This window comes from Roseovarius confluentis (assembly GCF_002917925.1).
GTDB classification, from domain to species: Bacteria; Pseudomonadota; Alphaproteobacteria; order Rhodobacterales; family Rhodobacteraceae; genus Roseovarius; species Roseovarius confluentis.
The window spans coordinates 288,531-305,014 of sequence record NZ_PPFE01000002.1 but is presented as its reverse complement, the minus strand read 5'-3'; the positions used below and the strand labels follow the sequence as shown (position 1 = coordinate 305,014).

17 protein-coding genes are annotated in these 16,484 nt (G+C 64.7%); 8 read left to right on the top strand and 9 right to left on the bottom strand.

Annotated elements, in window-relative coordinates:
• Window positions 1–43: 43 nt before the first annotated feature.
• From C2I35_RS06365 to C2I35_RS06350, 4 genes are all read left to right on the top strand, one after another.
• On the top strand, window positions 44–412 hold the full coding sequence (locus C2I35_RS06365; protein ID WP_103762185.1) for a potassium channel family protein: 369 nt from the start codon (window positions 44–46) through the stop codon (window positions 410–412).
• Between the two features lie 79 nt (window positions 413–491).
• A complete protein-coding gene (locus C2I35_RS06360) occupies window positions 492–1,739 on the top strand; it encodes an MFS transporter (protein WP_245890417.1) in 1,248 nt (415 codons plus the stop codon).
• 115 nt (window positions 1,740–1,854) lie between these two features.
• On the top strand, window positions 1,855–4,062 hold the full coding sequence (locus C2I35_RS06355; RefSeq protein ID WP_103762184.1) for an NADP-dependent isocitrate dehydrogenase: 2,208 nt from the start codon (window positions 1,855–1,857) through the stop codon (window positions 4,060–4,062).
• A 143-nt stretch (window positions 4,063–4,205) separates the two neighbouring features.
• The gene (locus C2I35_RS06350) at window positions 4,206–4,850 is read left to right on the top strand and encodes a YitT family protein (protein ID WP_245890442.1); all 645 of its coding nucleotides are present in this window, start codon (window positions 4,206–4,208) and stop codon (window positions 4,848–4,850) included.
• Window positions 4,851–4,888: 38 nt separating this feature from the next.
• Here C2I35_RS06350 and C2I35_RS06345 read toward each other — a convergent pair whose 3' ends face one another.
• Complete coding sequence (locus tag C2I35_RS06345) at window positions 4,889–5,095, bottom strand: DUF6356 family protein (RefSeq protein WP_103762182.1); 207 nt, start codon at window positions 5,093–5,095, stop codon at window positions 4,889–4,891.
• A 114-nt stretch (window positions 5,096–5,209) separates the two neighbouring features.
• Between C2I35_RS06345 and C2I35_RS06340 the strand changes: the two genes are divergently transcribed.
• On the top strand, window positions 5,210–5,668 hold the full coding sequence (locus tag C2I35_RS06340) for an Lrp/AsnC family transcriptional regulator (RefSeq protein WP_103762181.1): 459 nt from the start codon (window positions 5,210–5,212) through the stop codon (window positions 5,666–5,668).
• Here C2I35_RS06340 and C2I35_RS06335 read toward each other — a convergent pair.
• Entirely contained in the window at window positions 5,665–5,943 is a 279-nt protein-coding gene (locus tag C2I35_RS06335) for a DUF1467 family protein (protein WP_103762180.1), read from the bottom strand. The genes C2I35_RS06340 and C2I35_RS06335 overlap by 4 nt on opposite strands.
• Window positions 5,943–6,347 (bottom strand): methylmalonyl-CoA epimerase, encoded by a 405-nt coding sequence (gene mce / locus C2I35_RS06330; RefSeq protein ID WP_103762495.1) that lies wholly within the window; start codon window positions 6,345–6,347, stop codon window positions 5,943–5,945. The genes C2I35_RS06335 and mce overlap by 1 nt, the downstream gene beginning before the upstream one ends.
• 183 nt (window positions 6,348–6,530) lie before the next feature.
• Here mce and C2I35_RS06325 point away from each other — a divergent pair, with 183 nt between their 5' ends.
• Window positions 6,531–7,247 carry a response regulator gene (locus C2I35_RS06325; RefSeq protein WP_103762179.1) on the top strand — a complete coding sequence of 239 codons (717 nt, stop codon included), beginning with the start codon at window positions 6,531–6,533 and terminating at the stop codon, window positions 7,245–7,247.
• 21 nt (window positions 7,248–7,268) lie between these two features.
• Here the strand turns inward: C2I35_RS06325 and C2I35_RS06320 are convergent, their stop codons facing one another.
• The 3 genes from C2I35_RS06320 to C2I35_RS06310 all read right to left on the bottom strand — a co-directional run bounded on the left by C2I35_RS06320 (window position 7,269) and on the right by C2I35_RS06310 (window position 10,675).
• Entirely contained in the window at window positions 7,269–7,988 is a 720-nt protein-coding gene (locus C2I35_RS06320; protein WP_103762178.1) for a GNAT family N-acetyltransferase, read from the bottom strand.
• 61 nt (window positions 7,989–8,049) lie between these two features.
• Entirely contained in the window at window positions 8,050–9,276 is a 1,227-nt protein-coding gene (locus tag C2I35_RS06315) for a DUF1501 domain-containing protein (RefSeq protein ID WP_103762177.1), read from the bottom strand.
• 16 nt (window positions 9,277–9,292) lie between these two features.
• Window positions 9,293–10,675: a DUF1800 domain-containing protein gene (locus C2I35_RS06310; protein ID WP_103762176.1), complete on the bottom strand. Its 1,383-nt coding sequence runs from the start codon at window positions 10,673–10,675 to the stop codon at window positions 9,293–9,295.
• Window positions 10,676–10,843: 168 nt separating this feature from the next.
• On the opposite strand from C2I35_RS06310, the gene C2I35_RS06305 reads away from it, so the two are divergent.
• On the top strand, window positions 10,844–11,320 hold the full coding sequence (locus C2I35_RS06305; RefSeq protein ID WP_103762175.1) for a hemerythrin domain-containing protein: 477 nt from the start codon (window positions 10,844–10,846) through the stop codon (window positions 11,318–11,320).
• Between the two features lie 88 nt (window positions 11,321–11,408).
• Here C2I35_RS06305 and aspS read toward each other — a convergent pair whose 3' ends face one another.
• Window positions 11,409–13,187 (bottom strand): aspartate--tRNA ligase, encoded by a 1,779-nt coding sequence (gene aspS, locus C2I35_RS06300; RefSeq protein ID WP_103762174.1) that lies wholly within the window; start codon window positions 13,185–13,187, stop codon window positions 11,409–11,411.
• 265 nt (window positions 13,188–13,452) lie between these two features.
• Here aspS and C2I35_RS06295 point away from each other — a divergent pair, with 265 nt between their 5' ends.
• Window positions 13,453–14,685, top strand: a complete 1,233-nt coding sequence (locus tag C2I35_RS06295; protein ID WP_103762173.1) for an SAM-dependent methyltransferase — start codon at window positions 13,453–13,455, stop codon at window positions 14,683–14,685.
• Between the two features lie 3 nt (window positions 14,686–14,688).
• On the opposite strand, the gene C2I35_RS06290 is transcribed toward C2I35_RS06295, so the two are convergent.
• Window positions 14,689–15,327, bottom strand: a complete 639-nt coding sequence (locus C2I35_RS06290) for an aminotransferase class IV family protein (protein ID WP_103762494.1) — start codon at window positions 15,325–15,327, stop codon at window positions 14,689–14,691.
• Window positions 15,282–16,406, bottom strand: coding sequence for an aminodeoxychorismate synthase component I (locus C2I35_RS06285; protein ID WP_103762172.1), 1,125 nt, complete (start codon window positions 16,404–16,406; stop codon window positions 15,282–15,284). The genes C2I35_RS06290 and C2I35_RS06285 overlap by 46 nt, the downstream gene beginning before the upstream one ends.
• Window positions 16,407–16,484 lie beyond the last annotated feature (78 nt).

Sequence of the window (16,484 nt, the reverse complement as noted above, 5' to 3'; positions counted from 1 at the left end):
GCCCTGTTCCTTTGGGGAGGGCGACACCGAATGGAGGTCTGACATGCGCGGATTGCGACTTCTTTTGCTACTCTCGACCCTGCCCGCCATCATCCTCGGCGGCACCGTCTTCTTTCACTACGTCGAAGGCTGGAGCTGGCTCGACAGCTATTTCTTCACCGTCATCACCCTGTCCACCGTCGGTTACGGCAGCCTTGTTCCGGCCACTGCGGCGGGCAAGATCGGCACAACGGTCTTCATCTTCGTGGGCCTTGGCGTCTTCGCCATCGCCGTGCAGCAGATCGGCGCCTTCGCCATGCGCAAGCGCGAGGAACACACAGAATGGCTGGTGGGCAAGCTGCATCACGGCCCGCCGCGCCCCTCGGACGAGGAAGGCACACAAGCCAATATCGACCGCCGCCCCGACGACTGACGCGCCTGTGCGAAAACGGCCCCCTGTCTGTGCACGCCTCGCTCTGGCGCACATCCCGGCACCGTGATAGCGCCCGGTCATGACCGCTCCCACCGACCACCCCGCCACCCCCGCCGCGCCCGTCATGGGCCGGGCCGAGTTCGTGGCGCTGATGGCGATGCTGGTGGCCACGGTCGCCTATAGTATCGACGCCATGCTGCCCGCCCTGCCCGCAATCGGGGCCAAGCTGTCGCCCGACGCGCCCAACCAGGCGCAGCTGGTGATCGGCAGTTTCGTGCTGGGCCTCGGCGTCGGCACATTCTTCGTCGGCGCGCTATCCGATGCTTATGGCCGCAAGCGCGTCATCATCTGGGGAGCCGCCCTCTACTGCGCCGCCGCGATCCTGGCGCTGGCGGCCCCCACGCTGGAAACCGTGCTGGCGGCCCGCGTGTTACAGGGCCTCGGCGCGGCAGCCGCGCGGGTGATTGCCATCGCCATCATCCGCGACATCTACAAGGGGCGCGAAATGGCCCAGCTGATGAGTTTCGTCATGCTGGTCTTCACCCTCGTTCCGGCAATTGCACCAATGGCCGGCGCCGGGATCATTGCAGTCTTCGCGTGGCGCGGCATCTTCGTGTCCTTCCTCGTCTTCGCCGCGCTCAGCACTTTCTGGATGTGGCTGCGCCTTCATGAGCCCCTTCCGCGCGACCGACGCGTGCCCTTCCGGACGCGCAAGCTGCTGCATTCGGCAGGCGAAGTCATCCGCCACCCGATGGCGCGCCTGTCAATCCTCGTGCAGACGCTGTGCCTTTCGATGCTCTTCGCCTCGATCAGCTCGATTCAGCAGATCATGGATATCACCTATGGCCGCGCCGAGGAATTTCCCTACTGGTTCGCCGGTGTCGCGACAGTCGCCGCCTTGGGCAGCGTCATCAACGCCGCCCTCGTCATGCGCCTCGGGATGCGCCGCCTGATCCAGATGGCCCTGGTGATCGAAACCGTCGTCACACTTGCCGTTCTGGCGACCTTCCTCGGCGGTTACGGCGGCAACGGCCCCTTCGCACTCTACTTCGTTTGGCAGGTCATCGTCTTTTTGCAACTGGGCCTCACGATGGGCAACCTGAACGCCCTGGCGCTCGAACCGCTGGGTCATATCGCGGGCATGGCGGCCTCGATTATCGCCGGACTGTCCACGGTCGGATCCATTCTGCTGGCCATGCCCGTGGGTCTTGCGTTCAACGGGACGCCCATGCCCCTGCTGATCGGAGTCGCGATCTTCGCCAGCCTCGCGCTCCTGCTGACGCAGTTCATGCGCAAGCTAGACCGCGACCCAAACCCCGGGCTCTGACCACTGACAATTTATTCGGTATACTGTCGCATACCGTCTGGTCAAAACCGCTTTCATGGTCTATGACGCGCTCAAGACTCACGCTTTGTCATGTCCTGATCGAAAGGTATTTCCGATGGCCGACACCTCCAATCCCGATATCGTCTACACCAAGGTCGACGAGGCCCCCGAACTGGCCAGCGCGTCCCTCCTGCCCATCATGAAGAGTTTCGCCACCGCCGCCGATATCTCGGTCGGCACCCGCGACATCTCGCTGGCGGGCCGTATACTCGCCACCTTTCCCGATCACCTGAGCGAAGACCAGCGCGTCAGCGACGACCTCGCCGCCTTGGGCGAGCTGGTCAAGCAACCCGGCGCCAACGTCATCAAGCTGCCCAACATCTCGGCCTCCGTGCCGCAGCTCGTGGCGGCCGTGCGCGAACTGCAAGGCCAGGGCTATGCCATCCCCGACTACCCGGAAACGCCCGAAACCGAAGCGGAAAAAGAGGTCCGCGCGCGCTACGACACCATCAAGGGTTCGGCCGTGAACCCCGTCCTGCGCGAGGGCAACTCCGACCGCCGTGCCGCCGCGCCGGTCAAGAAATACGCCCAGAACAACCCGCACCGCATGGGTGATTGGTCCTCCGACAGCAAGACACGCGTCGCCTCGATGGACGCCCATGACTTCTTCTCTAACGAGAAATCCGCCACGCTGGACGGCGCCGCCACCGCCAGGATCGTGCTTGAAGGCGCGAATGGCGAAACCGTCCTCAAGGACGGCGTCAGCTACCCCGCCGGCACCGTCGTCGACGCCACCTACATGAGCGCGTCCGCCCTCGACGATTTCCTCGCCGACGAGATCAAGAAGACCAAGGACGAGGGCGTGCTCTTCTCCATCCACCTGAAGGCCACCATGATGAAGGTCTCCGACCCGATCATCTTCGGCCACGCGGTCCGCGAATGGCTAAAGCCGGTGTTCGACAAATACGGCGACCGGATGAAGGAACTGGGCGTGAACCCCGCCTCCGGCATGGGCGACCTGCTGGAGCGCGTGAAGGACGAGCCCGAGATCATGGCCGCCATCGAGGACTGCCGCGCGGCGCGCCCGCCGATGTACATGGTCGACAGCGACCGCGGCATCACCAACCTGCACGTGCCCTCCGACGTCATCATCGACGCCTCCATTCCCGCACTCATCCGCTCGGGCGGCAAGGGCTGGGGCCCGGACAACAAGGAACACGATGCCGTCTGCGTCATCCCCGACAGCTCCTATGCGCCGGTCTATGACGAGACCATCAAGTACTTCAAGGAAAACGGAAAACTTGATCCGGCCACCGCCGGCACGGTGCAAAACCTGGGCCTGATGGCGCAAAAGGCCGAAGAATACGGCAGCCACCCCACCACGTTCGAAATCCCCGAGGACGGCACCGTCAAGATGATCCTCGACGACGGCACCGTGCTGCATTCGCACGAGGTCAAGAAAGGCGACATCTGGCGCTCTGCCTCGACCCGCAAGGCACCCGTCGAAGACTGGGTGAACCTCGCCATCGAACGGCAGAAGGCCACCGGCTATCGCGCCATTTTCTGGCTGGACGAGAACCGCGCCCACGATGCCGAGCTCATCTCCTTCGTGAAGCCGATCCTGGAAGCAAAGGGCGTCGCCGACAAGTTCGAGATCATGGCCCCGCGCGAGGCCACCCGCGCCAGCCTTGAGACCATCACCAAGGGCGAAAACACCATCGCCATCACCGGCAACGTCCTGCGCGACTACCTGACCGACCTCTTCCCGATCCTTGAACTGGCCACCTCGGCCAAGATGCTGTCGATCGTGAAGCTGATGAATGGCGGCGGCCTGTTCGAGACCGGCGCGGGCGGCTCTGCCCCCAAGCACGTCCAGCAGTTGCAGTCGGAAAACCACCTGCGCTGGGACTCCTTGGGTGAATTCTGCGCCTTGGGCGAAAGCTTCAAGTTCCTGGGCGAGACCAAGGACAACGCCCGCGCCCGGATCCTCGGCGAGACCATCGAGGAAGCCACCCAGGGCATCCTCGACAACAACCGTTCGCCCTCGCGCAAGGTCGGCGAGCCGGACAACCGCGACAGCCACTACTGGTTCGCCCGCTACTGGGCCGAGGCACTGGCCGCGCAAACCGACGACCCCAAGCTGGCCGAGGAATTCGCGCCGATGGCCAAGGCGCTGGCCGAGAACGAACAACAGATCGTCTCGGAACTCGCCGCGGCCCAAGGCAGCCCGGCGGACATCGGCGGCTACTACCACCCCGACGAAGGCCGGCTTGCCACCGTGATGCGCCCCAGCCCCACGCTGAACGGCATCATCGGCACATAACCGGCAGTCTTTCGTAAAATCAAAGCCGCCCCGGTCCGACACCGGGGCGGCTTTTTTCAAGACCAATCCAACCTTTGAACGATACGCGACTTTATCCGGCATCGGCCCGACGGGCGCGGGCATCGCGGCACATCTGCGTGGAAATGACAGCCTGCCTGCCCTATCTCACCCGGATGGACACCACAGACCCGCCCACCGTACCCCATTCCCCGATCGAAGACACCCAAGGCATCGCCCTAGGGGTGCTGCTTTGCGGCGTCGGCATCCACATCCTGACGACCGTGGGCCTCATCACCGGCCAGACCGCTGGCGTGGCCGTGATCCTCAGCTATCTTTCGGGCTGGTCGTTCGGCGTGGTCTTTCTCCTCATCAACCTGCCCTTCTACGCGCTGGCCTATGGCAAGCTCGGGCTGGAATTCACCGTGAAGTCACTCGTCTCGGTGGCGCTGCTCTCGGTCGTCACCGACCTCCTGCCACTCGGCTTCACCATCGACCACCTGCACCCCGCCCTCGGCGCTGTCATCTTCGGCGCGACAGTGGGCATGGGGCTGCTGGCCATGTTCCGCCACAAAAGCTCGCTTGGCGGTTTGGGCGTCGTGGCCTTCTGGGTGCAGGAAAAAACCGGCTTTCGCGCCGGCTACGTGCAGTTGATGACGGACGCGGTGATCTTCACCGTCGCCGCCCTGCTCTTTCCGCTCAGCGTGGTGGGCTGGTCGCTCCTGGGCGCGCTGGTACTGAATCTCGTGATCACCTTCAACCACAACCGCGAACGCTATATTGCCAATTAAACCCGTAGGGTGGGTGAAACCCACGCACCCCTGCGCAGCTATTGCCCCCGCCCATGCGTCCTGGCATACATCTCCGCGATCATCCGGCTGGCTGTCTTCTCGAACGCGAACGGCAGAACCGCATGGACCAGGGCACAGAACCCGGCGGCAAACAGTTTAACGCTGAACGATCCCGCGAACCGGGCATGTTCCAGATAGGTCTCATCGACCTTCTGCGGGTGGGAAAGGAAAAGACGGGCCAACATGGGAAACTCCTGTTAATCGGTTTTTCTCAATCTATCAGCATCACCCCGAGACATTTTTTCAATCTTCAGCCAAATTCGCTTTTATTCGTGAAACTTTCCCATTAAAACTCAATCATGTGGAAAATCGACGGCTTTGACCGGAAAATACTGCGCGAACTGCAACGCGACGCCAGCCTCGGGCTCGAGGACATCGGCGCCCGTGTCGGCCTGTCGCGCAACGCCTGCTGGCGCCGCATCAAGACGATGGAGGAGGCCGGCATCATCCGCGCCCGCGTCACGCTTCTGGATGCCGCCAAGCTGAACCTCGGCCTGACCGTCTTCATCCAGGTCCGCGCTGCCCAGCACGACGCGCACTGGCTCGAAACCTTCGCCCGCGCCACCCGCGCCATGCCCGAGATTCAGGGCGTCTACCGCATGACCGGCGATCTCGATTATCTGATCCGCGCCCGCGTGGCCGATATGGCCGATTACGACCGGCTCTACCAAACGCTCGTCGCCCGCGTGCCGATGAGCGACGTCTCCGCCAGCTTCGTGATGGAGGAAATCAAGGACACCACGGCCTTGCCGATTTAATTGCGCGCCCCCGACATGGTGCCGAAAAAGTCAATGTCCTCCACCGTGATCACCCCGCCAAGGATGACATAGGCCGCAATCGCCCAAAGCACGAACGCCACCGCCGTCACGATGATGAATTTCTTGCGCAGGTGGTGCTTTTCGGGGGACCCCTTGTGCGTCCCTTCCACCGTGGTGCCCGCCTCACCTTGCGTCTGGATGCGGATCGGCAAGGCGATCAGAAAGGTCATGAACCAGATCACCAGAAACAGAACGATTCCCGACGCAATCCCCATCAGACCTGCTCCAGCTCGACAAGACAGCCGTTGAAATCCTTGGGATGCAAAAACAGCACTGGCTTGCCATGCGCGCCGATCTTGGGCTCGCCGCTGCCCAGCACCCGCGCGCCGTTTTCCTTAAGGTGGTCGCGCGCCGCGATGATGTCCTCCACCTCGTAACAGACATGGTGAATGCCGCCCGCCGGGTTCTTTTCCAGGAACCCGTTGATCGGGCTGTCCTCACCCAACGGATACAACAACTCGATCTTGGTGTTGGGCAGCTCGATGAAAATCACCGTCACGCCGTGATCCGGCTCGTCCTGCGGCGCGCCCACATCGGCACCCAGCGCGGTGCGGTACTGATCCGCCGCCGCCTCGAGGTCGGGCACGGCAATGGCCACGTGGTTCAGGCGTCCGATCATGGCGATCTCCTTGGTCTGACAATTCTTGCCCACGTTATGGGCCGCACATGCGCCGGGGGCAAGCGACACGCCGACGCAACCCGTAAGATCGCGCGATCCGGAAGATTTTCACCGACCGCTTAACCCTTCGTTAGCCAACCCTGCCTAGCTTCGACTCACCTGGTGCCGGAATGGAGCAGCACAATGGATGACAATGACAGCCTGACACTTGCCAACACGCCGACCGCGCGACGCCCGCTTCTCGGCCTGACCATACTCGTGGTCGAGGACAGCCGATACGCCTGCGAAGCGATCCGCCTGATGTGCCTGCGCAGCGGGGCGCGCATCCGGCGGGCCGACTGCCTGCGTTCGGCGCGCCGGCATCTTTCGGTTTATCGCCCGTCCGTGGTCATCGTCGATCTGGGCCTGCCCGACGGCTCCGGCCTCGACCTGATCGCGGAACTGGCCTCGGCCATTCCGCGCGTGACCGGCCTTCTGGGGCTCAGCGGCAATACCGACATGGCGGCCGAGGCGATCAATGCCGGCGCCGACGGCTTTCTCGACAAACCGCTCGACAGCCTCGCGGCCTTTCAGCAGGGCGTGCTGGCGGCCCTGCCCGAAACCTTTCGCCCCGCCGGCCCCCGGGCGGTGTCGCAGGTTCGGATCACGCCGGACCCGATGGCCTATCGCGATGACATGCACCATGCCGCCAACCTTCTGGAAGATCACCGCGATGGTCCGATGCTGGATTACGTGGCGCAGTTTCTCGATGGCGTTGCCCGCTCGGCCGACGATACCGCGCTGTTGGAGGCCACGAACGACCTGGCCGAACTTCGCGCGCGCGGGCGCACGCCCACTGCCACGGTCAAGGCGCTGACGGCCCTGGTGCACGACCGGATCAGCCGGCGGGTCGCCATCTGATCTCCTGCAAACCGGGGCGCGTTAGCCCCCTTGCGCCGGGTCGCTGCCCCGCCGCACCAGCCGCGTCAGGTCGGCCAGCCGTTCGATCTGGCGACCGTCCTGGTCAAAATTCTCCGGCGCCAGCCAGAACTGGTAGGCCTCCGTCAAAGCCGGCCAGTCCTTGTCGATCACGGCGAACCACGCGGTGTCGCGGTTCCGGCCCTTGACCACCGTGGCCTGCACGAACACCCCCTCGAAGGTAAACCCGAAGCGTTGCGCCGCCCGCCGCGACGGCATGTTCAGCGCATCGCATTTCCACTCGTAGCGCCGGTAGCCGGCCTCGAACGCCCATTGCATCATCAGGAACATCGCCTCGGTCGCCGCCCGCGTCCGCTGAAGCTGCGGCGCCATGGCGATGAACCCCACCTCGATCGACCCCGACTCGGGCTTGATCCGCAGGTAGGACGCGAACCCGCCATAGGCGCCCCGGTCCTTGTCGTAGATCGCGTAGAACAGGATCGCGTCCTTGGCCGTCTCGTCCCGCATCCAGCGGTGAAACTGCGCGGCCGAGGCGAAAGGCCCCACCGGCATGTAATCCCACACATGGTCATGCCCGTCGAACGCCTTGAACAGGATCGCGGCGTGGCGGTCCGCCTCCAGCGCCTCCAGCCGCACGTAGCGCCCCTCCAGCGGCGCCATGTCCGGCACCGGCGGCGCGGTCCAATCGGGGATCTTCGGCCCCACGGGGCGGTCATCTGTCATCTGCGCCTCATCTTTCCCACCGGACAATAGCCAGACAAGGCGCTGAGAGGAAAGCGAAACATCAGAGGATCAGTTTCGGGTCGGCGCCCATGTCTAGCCCGGGAAAGATCGTGCCCTCGACCTGCGCCCGGTCAAGCGAGAACAGCCCGCGCATCGCCCAGCCCGCGATGGCGCGCACGTCCCGCGTCGGCATCAAATCGCGGCGTTGGTACAGGTCCGCCTCTGCTAGCCCCGGCCAGTCGCCCAGAACGTGACCGCCGCGAATCGCCCCGCCCGCCAGCAGCATCGCCCCCGCCGTGCCGTGATCGGTGCCCCGACTGCCGTTCAGCCGCGCCGTGCGCCCGAATTCCGTCATTGCCAGCACCGCCGTCTTGCCCCAGACATCGCCCAGCTCGTCGCGCAGGGTCAGAACCGCCTCCTGCAACGGCGCCAGTGCCCGCGGCAGGGTCCGCTCCTGTTGGGCATGGGTGTCGAACCCGTTCAGCGAAAAGGCCGCTATCCGGCTGTCGCCCCGCAAACGCTCGGCGGCGAAGCGTGCGACACTGCCCACCCGATCGCGGTCGCGCGTGGGACGCATATTCTCCTGCATCGCGTTCATCATGTCAGCGGTATCAAGCGTGCCGTCCCCCGCCAACTCCGCCATCTCGGTCTGCGACAGGGCAATCGCCTCGTCCATCGTCGCCCGAAACAGCGGGTCGTCATGCATCACCCTCTCCAGCAGCCGCTGCGCCTGCGGGCTCAGCGCCAGCGCCGCCTCGGGCGACCAGTTTGCCACCGGCGCGTCGCCCGACAGGATCAGCATGTCCTCGCGCCCCACCGCATAGGCCGTCTCGGCGGTGATCCCCGGCATCGCCTGCAACATCCGGTTCAGCCATCCGTCTCGGTCACGACCCAACGCGTCCTGTCCCGTGCCGGCCTCCAGGATGTCCTGTCCGTCGAAATGGCTGCGCTTGTCGCGGTAGGGGGTCGAGACAGCGTGAACGAACCCCAACTCGCCCTTCTGCCAAAGCGGCATCAGCCCCGACAACTCGGGATGCAGCGCGAAGATACCGTCCAGCGCCAGCCCACCCTGCGGCGCGGCCCCGCCGCGCAACGCGGCATAGCCCGGATCGCCCACCGGGCGCACCACGTCCAGCCCGTCCATCGCCCCGCGCAGGATGATCACCACCAGCCGCGTGTCCCACGGCGCGCGCGCCATCGTGACCGGCGTCACCAGCGGGCTGGCCGCCAGCGAACAGCCCAGCGCAAGGCTCCGGCCAAGGAACGCGCGACGTGAGGTATCGGTCATGCTCGGGTCTCCTGTCCTACATTCTCTGAAACGCGGGCGAGGCCAGCACCAGCCCCACGCCCTCGGCGCGTGTTTCCGCCGCCTTCGCGGCAAAGCGCACCGGCTCCGGCGCATCCGGGCCCAGCGCGACCTCGACGAACTCTCTCGGGTCCGGCAACAACCGCATCACGCGAAACGGCACGGTCATACCCCATTGCAGCCGCGCGGCCATGCGCTGCGGCGTGATCCACGCGCTATCCGCCTCGGGCCAGCCATCCGGACCGGGCGGCATGCCCCAAGTCTGGCCCATCAAGGTCATCGGGTTCATCATATCGCGCCGCAACAAGCGGGGCACGTCCGACAGGTGCCGCGGAGCGATCCCCAGCGCCCGCAGGCTCGACCCGACAAAGTCGATCGGCTGCTTCACGTTGCCCGCCGCGTCATGCCACGCGGCAGGGTGGTCCAGCATCGCCGCATAGACCGCCACAAGCTGCCCGCCATTTTGCAGGTAGGCATCCCGCATCCGGCGTACCATGTCCGGATCGGGCGTATCGCCGGTAAAATGCACCGCCAGCTTCCGGGCGATATGTTCCGCCGTGTCAGGATGCGCGGCCAGGTCCTCCAACACCTGCACCACGCGGTCCAGCGTCGGCGTATCGCCTCCGTAAGCGCGCCCCATGAACGGCAGGACGCCCGGCTCCGCGATGCGCGCACGAAAGGCAAACCCGTCCGACCTGCGATAGGACAACCCTGTCAAAAGCGCCGCAAGGTCGCGCACATCCCCCTGCCCATAGGACCCGCCCACGCCCAGCGTGTGCAACTCCATCAGTTCCCTCGCAAGGTTCTCGTTCAGCCCGACCTGCCCGCCGTGCCGCTGGGCCGCAATGCTGTTCGGCCCGGCCGAGCGCACCTGGTCGAGGTAGAGCAGCATCAAAGGATGTGTCACCGCCGCGATCAGCATGTCGGCGAACCGCCCCGCCAGGTTGGGGCGAACCGCGTCCTCGACAAAACAGGCATGGGCATAGCGCAGCGGCCCACCCTTGGAATGCGCGGTGAAATGATCGCCCCAGAAAAAGGCCAGCCGCTCGCGAAAGCCGTCCTCGGTCAGCGCCCGCCGCAACAGCGTATGGCGAAACCAGCCCATGTGCGTGTCGCGAAACTCCCGGCCCAGTTTGCCGCGCCGCGCGGCGGCCTCCTCGCGCGCGGCGTCGGTTTCGGCGCTGCGCACCGCGCGACTCAGCTCATGGATCGCAAGATCGAGATCACGCGCCACGTCGAACCCATCGACCGGAAACCGCTGTGCCGCCGCATCGGGCCCCGACACGGCCTCCAGCATTGTGGCGGCGTCCGTAGGGGCGGGAATGTCCGGCGACAGGCCGCACCCGAAACGGCGCGCGGCACGCGGGGGATCAAAGGTCATTGTCAAGCTCTCGACGGTCGGTCATGCGTCACATATGGGCGCATCCTACCGAATTTCACACGCCTTGCCTTACGATTTCCATGCGCCCGACAATCGGGGCCGGCACCCCACGGAACCGCCGCCACCCCCGGCGCGTTGCCGGCAGACAGCCAACCGAAAGGTCCCGCCATGCCCAGCATCTACGACGCCATCCGCGCCGATCACGACAATCACCGCGACCTGCTGAACCGGATCGAAGACACCTCCGGCGACAGCGACGACCGCAAATCCGCGTGGTCCGAATTCTACGAAGACGTGAAATCCCATGCGGCGGCCGAGGAAGAGACGTTCTACTCCAAGCTCATTTCCAAGACTTGGGGCCAAGACGCCGCCCGCCACTCGGTTCACGAGCACCAGCAACTCGACGACATCATGGAAGAGTTGAACGAAACCGACATGGCGTCACCGGGCTGGCTCAACCGCTTCAAGACGCTGAAGCACGATTACGAACACCACATGGACGAGGAAGAGGACGAGGTCTTCGCCCGCGCCCAGGAAGTGATCCCCGAAGACGAGATCGAAGGCTATGGCCAGCGGTTCGAAGACCGCAAGTCGAAGGAACGCAAACTGATCGACGACAAGCGCGAGGACAGCCTGGAAGACTGAGGCGGCAAGCGCCGATTCCCCGTCCCGGACTTGATCCGGGACCTTTCACCACGCCCGTAGGGTGGGTGAAAACCCACCCCGCGCCTGCTTAATCCTCCTGCGGGATCACCCGCAGCCCCAACTCCATCAACTGGTCGCTGGTCGGCTCTGACGGCGCGTTCATCATCAGGTCCTCGGCCCGCTGGTTCATCGGGAACATGATGACCTCGCGAATATTCTGCTCGTCGGCCAGCAGCATCACGATCCGGTCGATCCCCGCGGCACAGCCCCCATGCGGCGGCGCGCCGTACTGGAACGCGTTGACCATGCCGCCGAACCGCTTGCGCACTTCCGCCTCGTCATAGCCCGCCAGCTCGAACGCCTTGATCATCGTCTCCAGCTTGTGGTTCCGGATCGCGCCACTGACCAGCTCATAGCCGTTGCAGCTCAGGTCATACTGATAGCCCAGCACCTCCAGCGGGTCGCCCTCCAGCGCCTCGATCCCGCCCTGCGGCATCGAGAACGGGTTGTGCGAAAAGTCGATCTCGCCCGACTCTTCATCCGCCTCGTACATCGGGAAATCCACGATCCACGCAAAGGCAAGGCGGTTCTCGTCGGTCAGCCCAAGCTCCTCGCCGATCGTCACCCGCGCCTTGCCCGCCACGCGCTCGAACGCGGCCGGTTTCCCGCCGAGGAAGAACGCGGCATCGCCCACGCCAAGGCCCAACTGCTCGCGAATGGCTTCCGTCCGTTCCGGCCCGATATTCTTGGCCAGCGGCCCGGCGGCTTCCATCCCGTCGCCCTGGTCCCGCCAGAAGATATAGCCCATCCCCGGCAGGCCCTCTTTCTGGGCAAAGGCATTCATCCGGTCACAGAATTTCCGGCTGCCACCCGAGGGCGCGGGAATGGCGCGAATTTCCGTGCCGTCCTGCTCCAGGAGCTTGGCGAAAATGGCAAAACCCGAGCCGCGGAAATGTTCGCTCACGTCCTGCATCTTGATCGGGTTGCGCAGGTCCGGCTTGTCGGTGCCATACCAAAGCGCCGCATCGCGATAGGAAATCTGCGGCCATTGCTGGTCAACCGCACGACCGCCCCCGAACTCTTCGAACAGGCCCTTGATCACCGGCTGGATCGTGTCGAACACGTCCTGTTGCTCGACGAACGACATCTCCATGTCCAGCTGGTAGAAATCCGTGGGCGAGCGGTCGGCGCGCGGGTCCTCGTCACGAAAGCACGGCGCGATCTGGAAATACTTGTCAAAGCCACTGACCATGATCAGCTGCTTGAACTGCTGCGGCGCCTGCGGCAGCGCATAGAACTTGCCCGGGTGCAGGCGCGAGGGCACCAGGAAGTCGCGCGCGCCCTCGGGACTGGACGCGGTGATGATCGGCGTCTGGTACTCGCGGAAATCGATATCCCACATGCGCTTGCGGATGCTGGCCACCACGTCCGAGCGCAGTTTCATGTTCTCCTGCATCGCCTCGCGGCGCAGATCGAGGTACCGATAACGCAGCCGCGTTTCCTCGGGGTATTCCTGGTCGCCGAAGACGATCAGCGGCAGTTCCCCGGCCCCGCCCAGCACTTCCATGTCGCGGATGAAAACCTCGATCTCGCCCGTCGTGATCTTGGGGTTCACCAGGCTTTCATCCCGCGCCTTCACCTCGCCGTCGATGCGGATGCACCACTCGCTGCGAAGCTTTTCGACCTCGGAGAACACCGCGCTGTCAGGATCGCACAGCACCTGCGTCATGCCGTAATGATCGCGCAGATCGATGAACAGCACCCCGCCATGGTCGCGGATCCGGTGCACCCAGCCCGACAGGCGGACCGTGTCCCCGACATTCGATTTCGTCAGCTCGGCGCAGGTATGGCTGCGATATGCGTGCATGAAGTCCTCTCCGGGCGGCTGAAACTGCCCATTTCGCGTGCAATTCGGTTCGCGCCGATACACCTTGGCGGGCCGGCAAAGTCAAGGCCTGCAAGGCTATTTCCCGCCTGCGCGGAACCGAGGCCCGTCTTAAAACATTTACAGAAAGTTAATTTTGCGCAAAGATTCCGGCTATCGAGCGGAAAATACGCGGGAAAACCGCGGCACCGGCAGGTTTCACACCAGCAGATGCGCCTTGACGCGCGCGACAAGAATGGGGTGAGCCATGTGGACCAAGATTCTCGATGTGTTCGTGACACATCTGTTCCGGAAGGGTGATTTCAGCCTGACCTACCCCGACGGCACCACGCGCCGTTACGGGAACGGTGGCACGCCCTCCGCTGCGATCACGCTCCACGATCCGGCGCTGCCACGCAAGATCATCATGGCCCCCGAACTGGCCGTGGGCGAGGCTTACATGGACGGCACGCTGACCATAGCCGACGACGACCTGCGCAGCTTTCTAACGCTCGCCGTGTCAAACATGGCGGCCCAGGGCAAGCCGTGGTTCCACCGCCCGCTCGACATCTACCGACAGCTCAGTCGTTACATCAATCAATTCAACCCCGCCAAGCGGGCACGCGCCAACGTGGCCCATCACTATGACCTCTCGGGCGAACTTTACGACCTCTTCCTGGACGAAGACCGGCAATATTCCTGCGCCTATTTCGCCCGCCCCGACATGACGTTGGAACAGGCGCAGGCGGCCAAGAAACGTCACATCGCGGACAAGCTTCTGCTGAAGCCGGGGATGCGCGTACTGGATATCGGTTGCGGCTGGGGCGGCATGGCCCTCACCCTCGCCCGCGACTACGGCGCAGAGGTGGTGGGCGTGACCCTGTCCAAGGAACAGCACGCGCTGGCCAGCCGCCGCGCCGCAGAGGCGGGCCTGTCCGACAAGGTGAAATTCCACCTGATGGATTATCGCTCCGTCACCGGCACCTTCGACCGCATCGTGTCGGTCGGCATGTTCGAACATGTCGGCGTGCCGCATTACCGCGAGTATTTCCGCACCGTGCACGACCTTCTGGCCGAGGATGGCGTCGCCCTCATCCACACCATCGGCCAAACCGACGAGCCCGGCGCGACCAACCCGTGGATCCTGAAATACATTTTCCCCGGCGGTTATTGCCCGTCCCTCTCCGAGGCGACCCGCGCCATCGAGGTGAACGCGTTGCACACCTGCGATATCGAGGTCTGGCGCCTGCATTACGCCGAGACCCTGCGCCACTGGTACGACCGTTTCATGGCCAATATCGACCGCGTCCGCGAGCTTTATGACGATCGGTTCTGCCGCATGTGGCGCTACTACCTCATCGCGTGCGAGGCCACGTTCCGCCACAACAGCCAGGTGGTGTTCCAGTTCCAGCTCTCGCGCCAGCAGGACGCCGTGCCGCTCACGCGCGACTATCTCTACAGCGAAGACGCCGCCAAAGAGCTGCGCCACGCCGCAGAATAGACCTCAGACCAGCCGCGCCGGGATCAACCCGCGCAGCGCGTTGCCCACGTAAAGCGACCGCGCCCCGGCAAGGTCGTCCGGCGTCAGCACCGCCTCCCGCGCGCGGCCCTCCGCGATCAGGCTTGCGCGCAGCACACCGGGCAGTACGCCCGAACTCAGCGATGGCGTCTCCAATCCGTCTCCACGGTCGACAAAAATATTGGTGATCGTTCCCTCGCAAACCGCGCCATCGGAGTTGAGAAAGATCACCTCCTCCACCCCCTCGGGCAAATCGGCCCGCGTCCGGTCATACAGGTGACGCTCAGTGCTCTTGACCGTCAGCCACGGATCGGTCGCGATCAACCGCGTCTCGGATACCGCCAGCCGCCAGGCGCGGCCCTCGGGTTCGGGCGTGAAATCATGCAGCGTGATTTCCACCTGCCCGCCCGCATCCACCGTCAGGCGCATCCGCCGTGGCCGGTCCGCCTCGACCGCCGCAAGCGCCGCATCCAACGCCTCGATCTCGATGCGCAGCCTTGCCGCGCTCGTCCGCAGCCGCTCCAGATGAAAATCGGCCAGCCGCAGACCTTCGCCGGGCGTCCACAACCCGGTCTCGATCAGGCGAAATCCGTGATCAGCCGGCGGGCGAAGCGGGCTTTCCATAGGGCTTCCTCGTATTCCGACGCGGCGGTGCTGTCATAGACCACGCCGCCACCCACGTTCAGCGTCGCACGTCCGTGCTCCACAAGCAAACTGCGGATCGCCACGTTGAACTCCGACCGCCCGTCCGGCGCGGCCCAGCCGATGGTGCCGCAATAGACATCGCGCGCGCCGTCCTCCAGCCCCGCCAGAATCTCCATGGCCCGCATCTTGGGCGCCCCGGTGATGGACCCGCAGGGAAACAGCGCCCGGAATACCCCCGACAGTGTCGTCCCTTCCAGCATCCGCCCCCGAATCAGCGAGGTCATCTGGTGCACCGTCGTCAGGCTTTCCACCGTGAACAGTTCCGGCACATTCACGCTGCCAATCTCGCAGATCCGGCCCAAGTCGTTGCGCAACAGGTCCACGATCATCAGGTTCTCAGCCCGGTTCTTTTCATCTTCCATCAGGAACCGGCAACGCCGCGCATCCTCGTCCGCATCGTCGCTGCGCGGCTGGGTGCCCTTCATCGGCTTGGTCTCGATCCGGCCCGCGCCATCGGTGCGGAAAAACAGCTCGGGCGAACGTGACAGGATCGCGGGCAGCCCCTCGGCTTCGATCAGCGCGCCGAACCGCACCGGCTGCACAGCGGCCAGCGCGGCGTAAATCTCACCCGGCGCGCCCACCGCCTCCATCATGCAGGCGAATGTCAGGTTCGCCTGGTAAAAGTCGCCCGCGCAGATATGCGCGTGCACCGCGTCGAACGCCTGCTTGTACCGCGCTTCCGACCACAGCGGTACGAAATGGTCCAGCCGCCCGGCAGGCTCCGGCAACGGCGCCGCCGCCCCCGGTCGCTCATACACGCCGAACTGCACCAGCGGCACGCGCCGCCGCCCCGGCATCAGCGGTGCCAGCTTCGGCTCCAGCGCATAGCCCAGCTCGTAGCTGCCGAATCCCGCCAGCCACAGGCCCGCGTCCCGCGCCGAGTCCATCGCCTCCAATGCCACGGACACGTCCTCCGCCTCCCACGCCGAGATCACCTCGACCGGGCGCTCGAACGCGCATTCGCTCCCCTCGGGGCCATGATCGAAACGGATTCGCACCAGACGTCCTCTCTCTTTGGCTGGTTATCTATGCAATTGCGGCCCCGAGTGCACTGCGAAATACGTCGCATCGCGTGC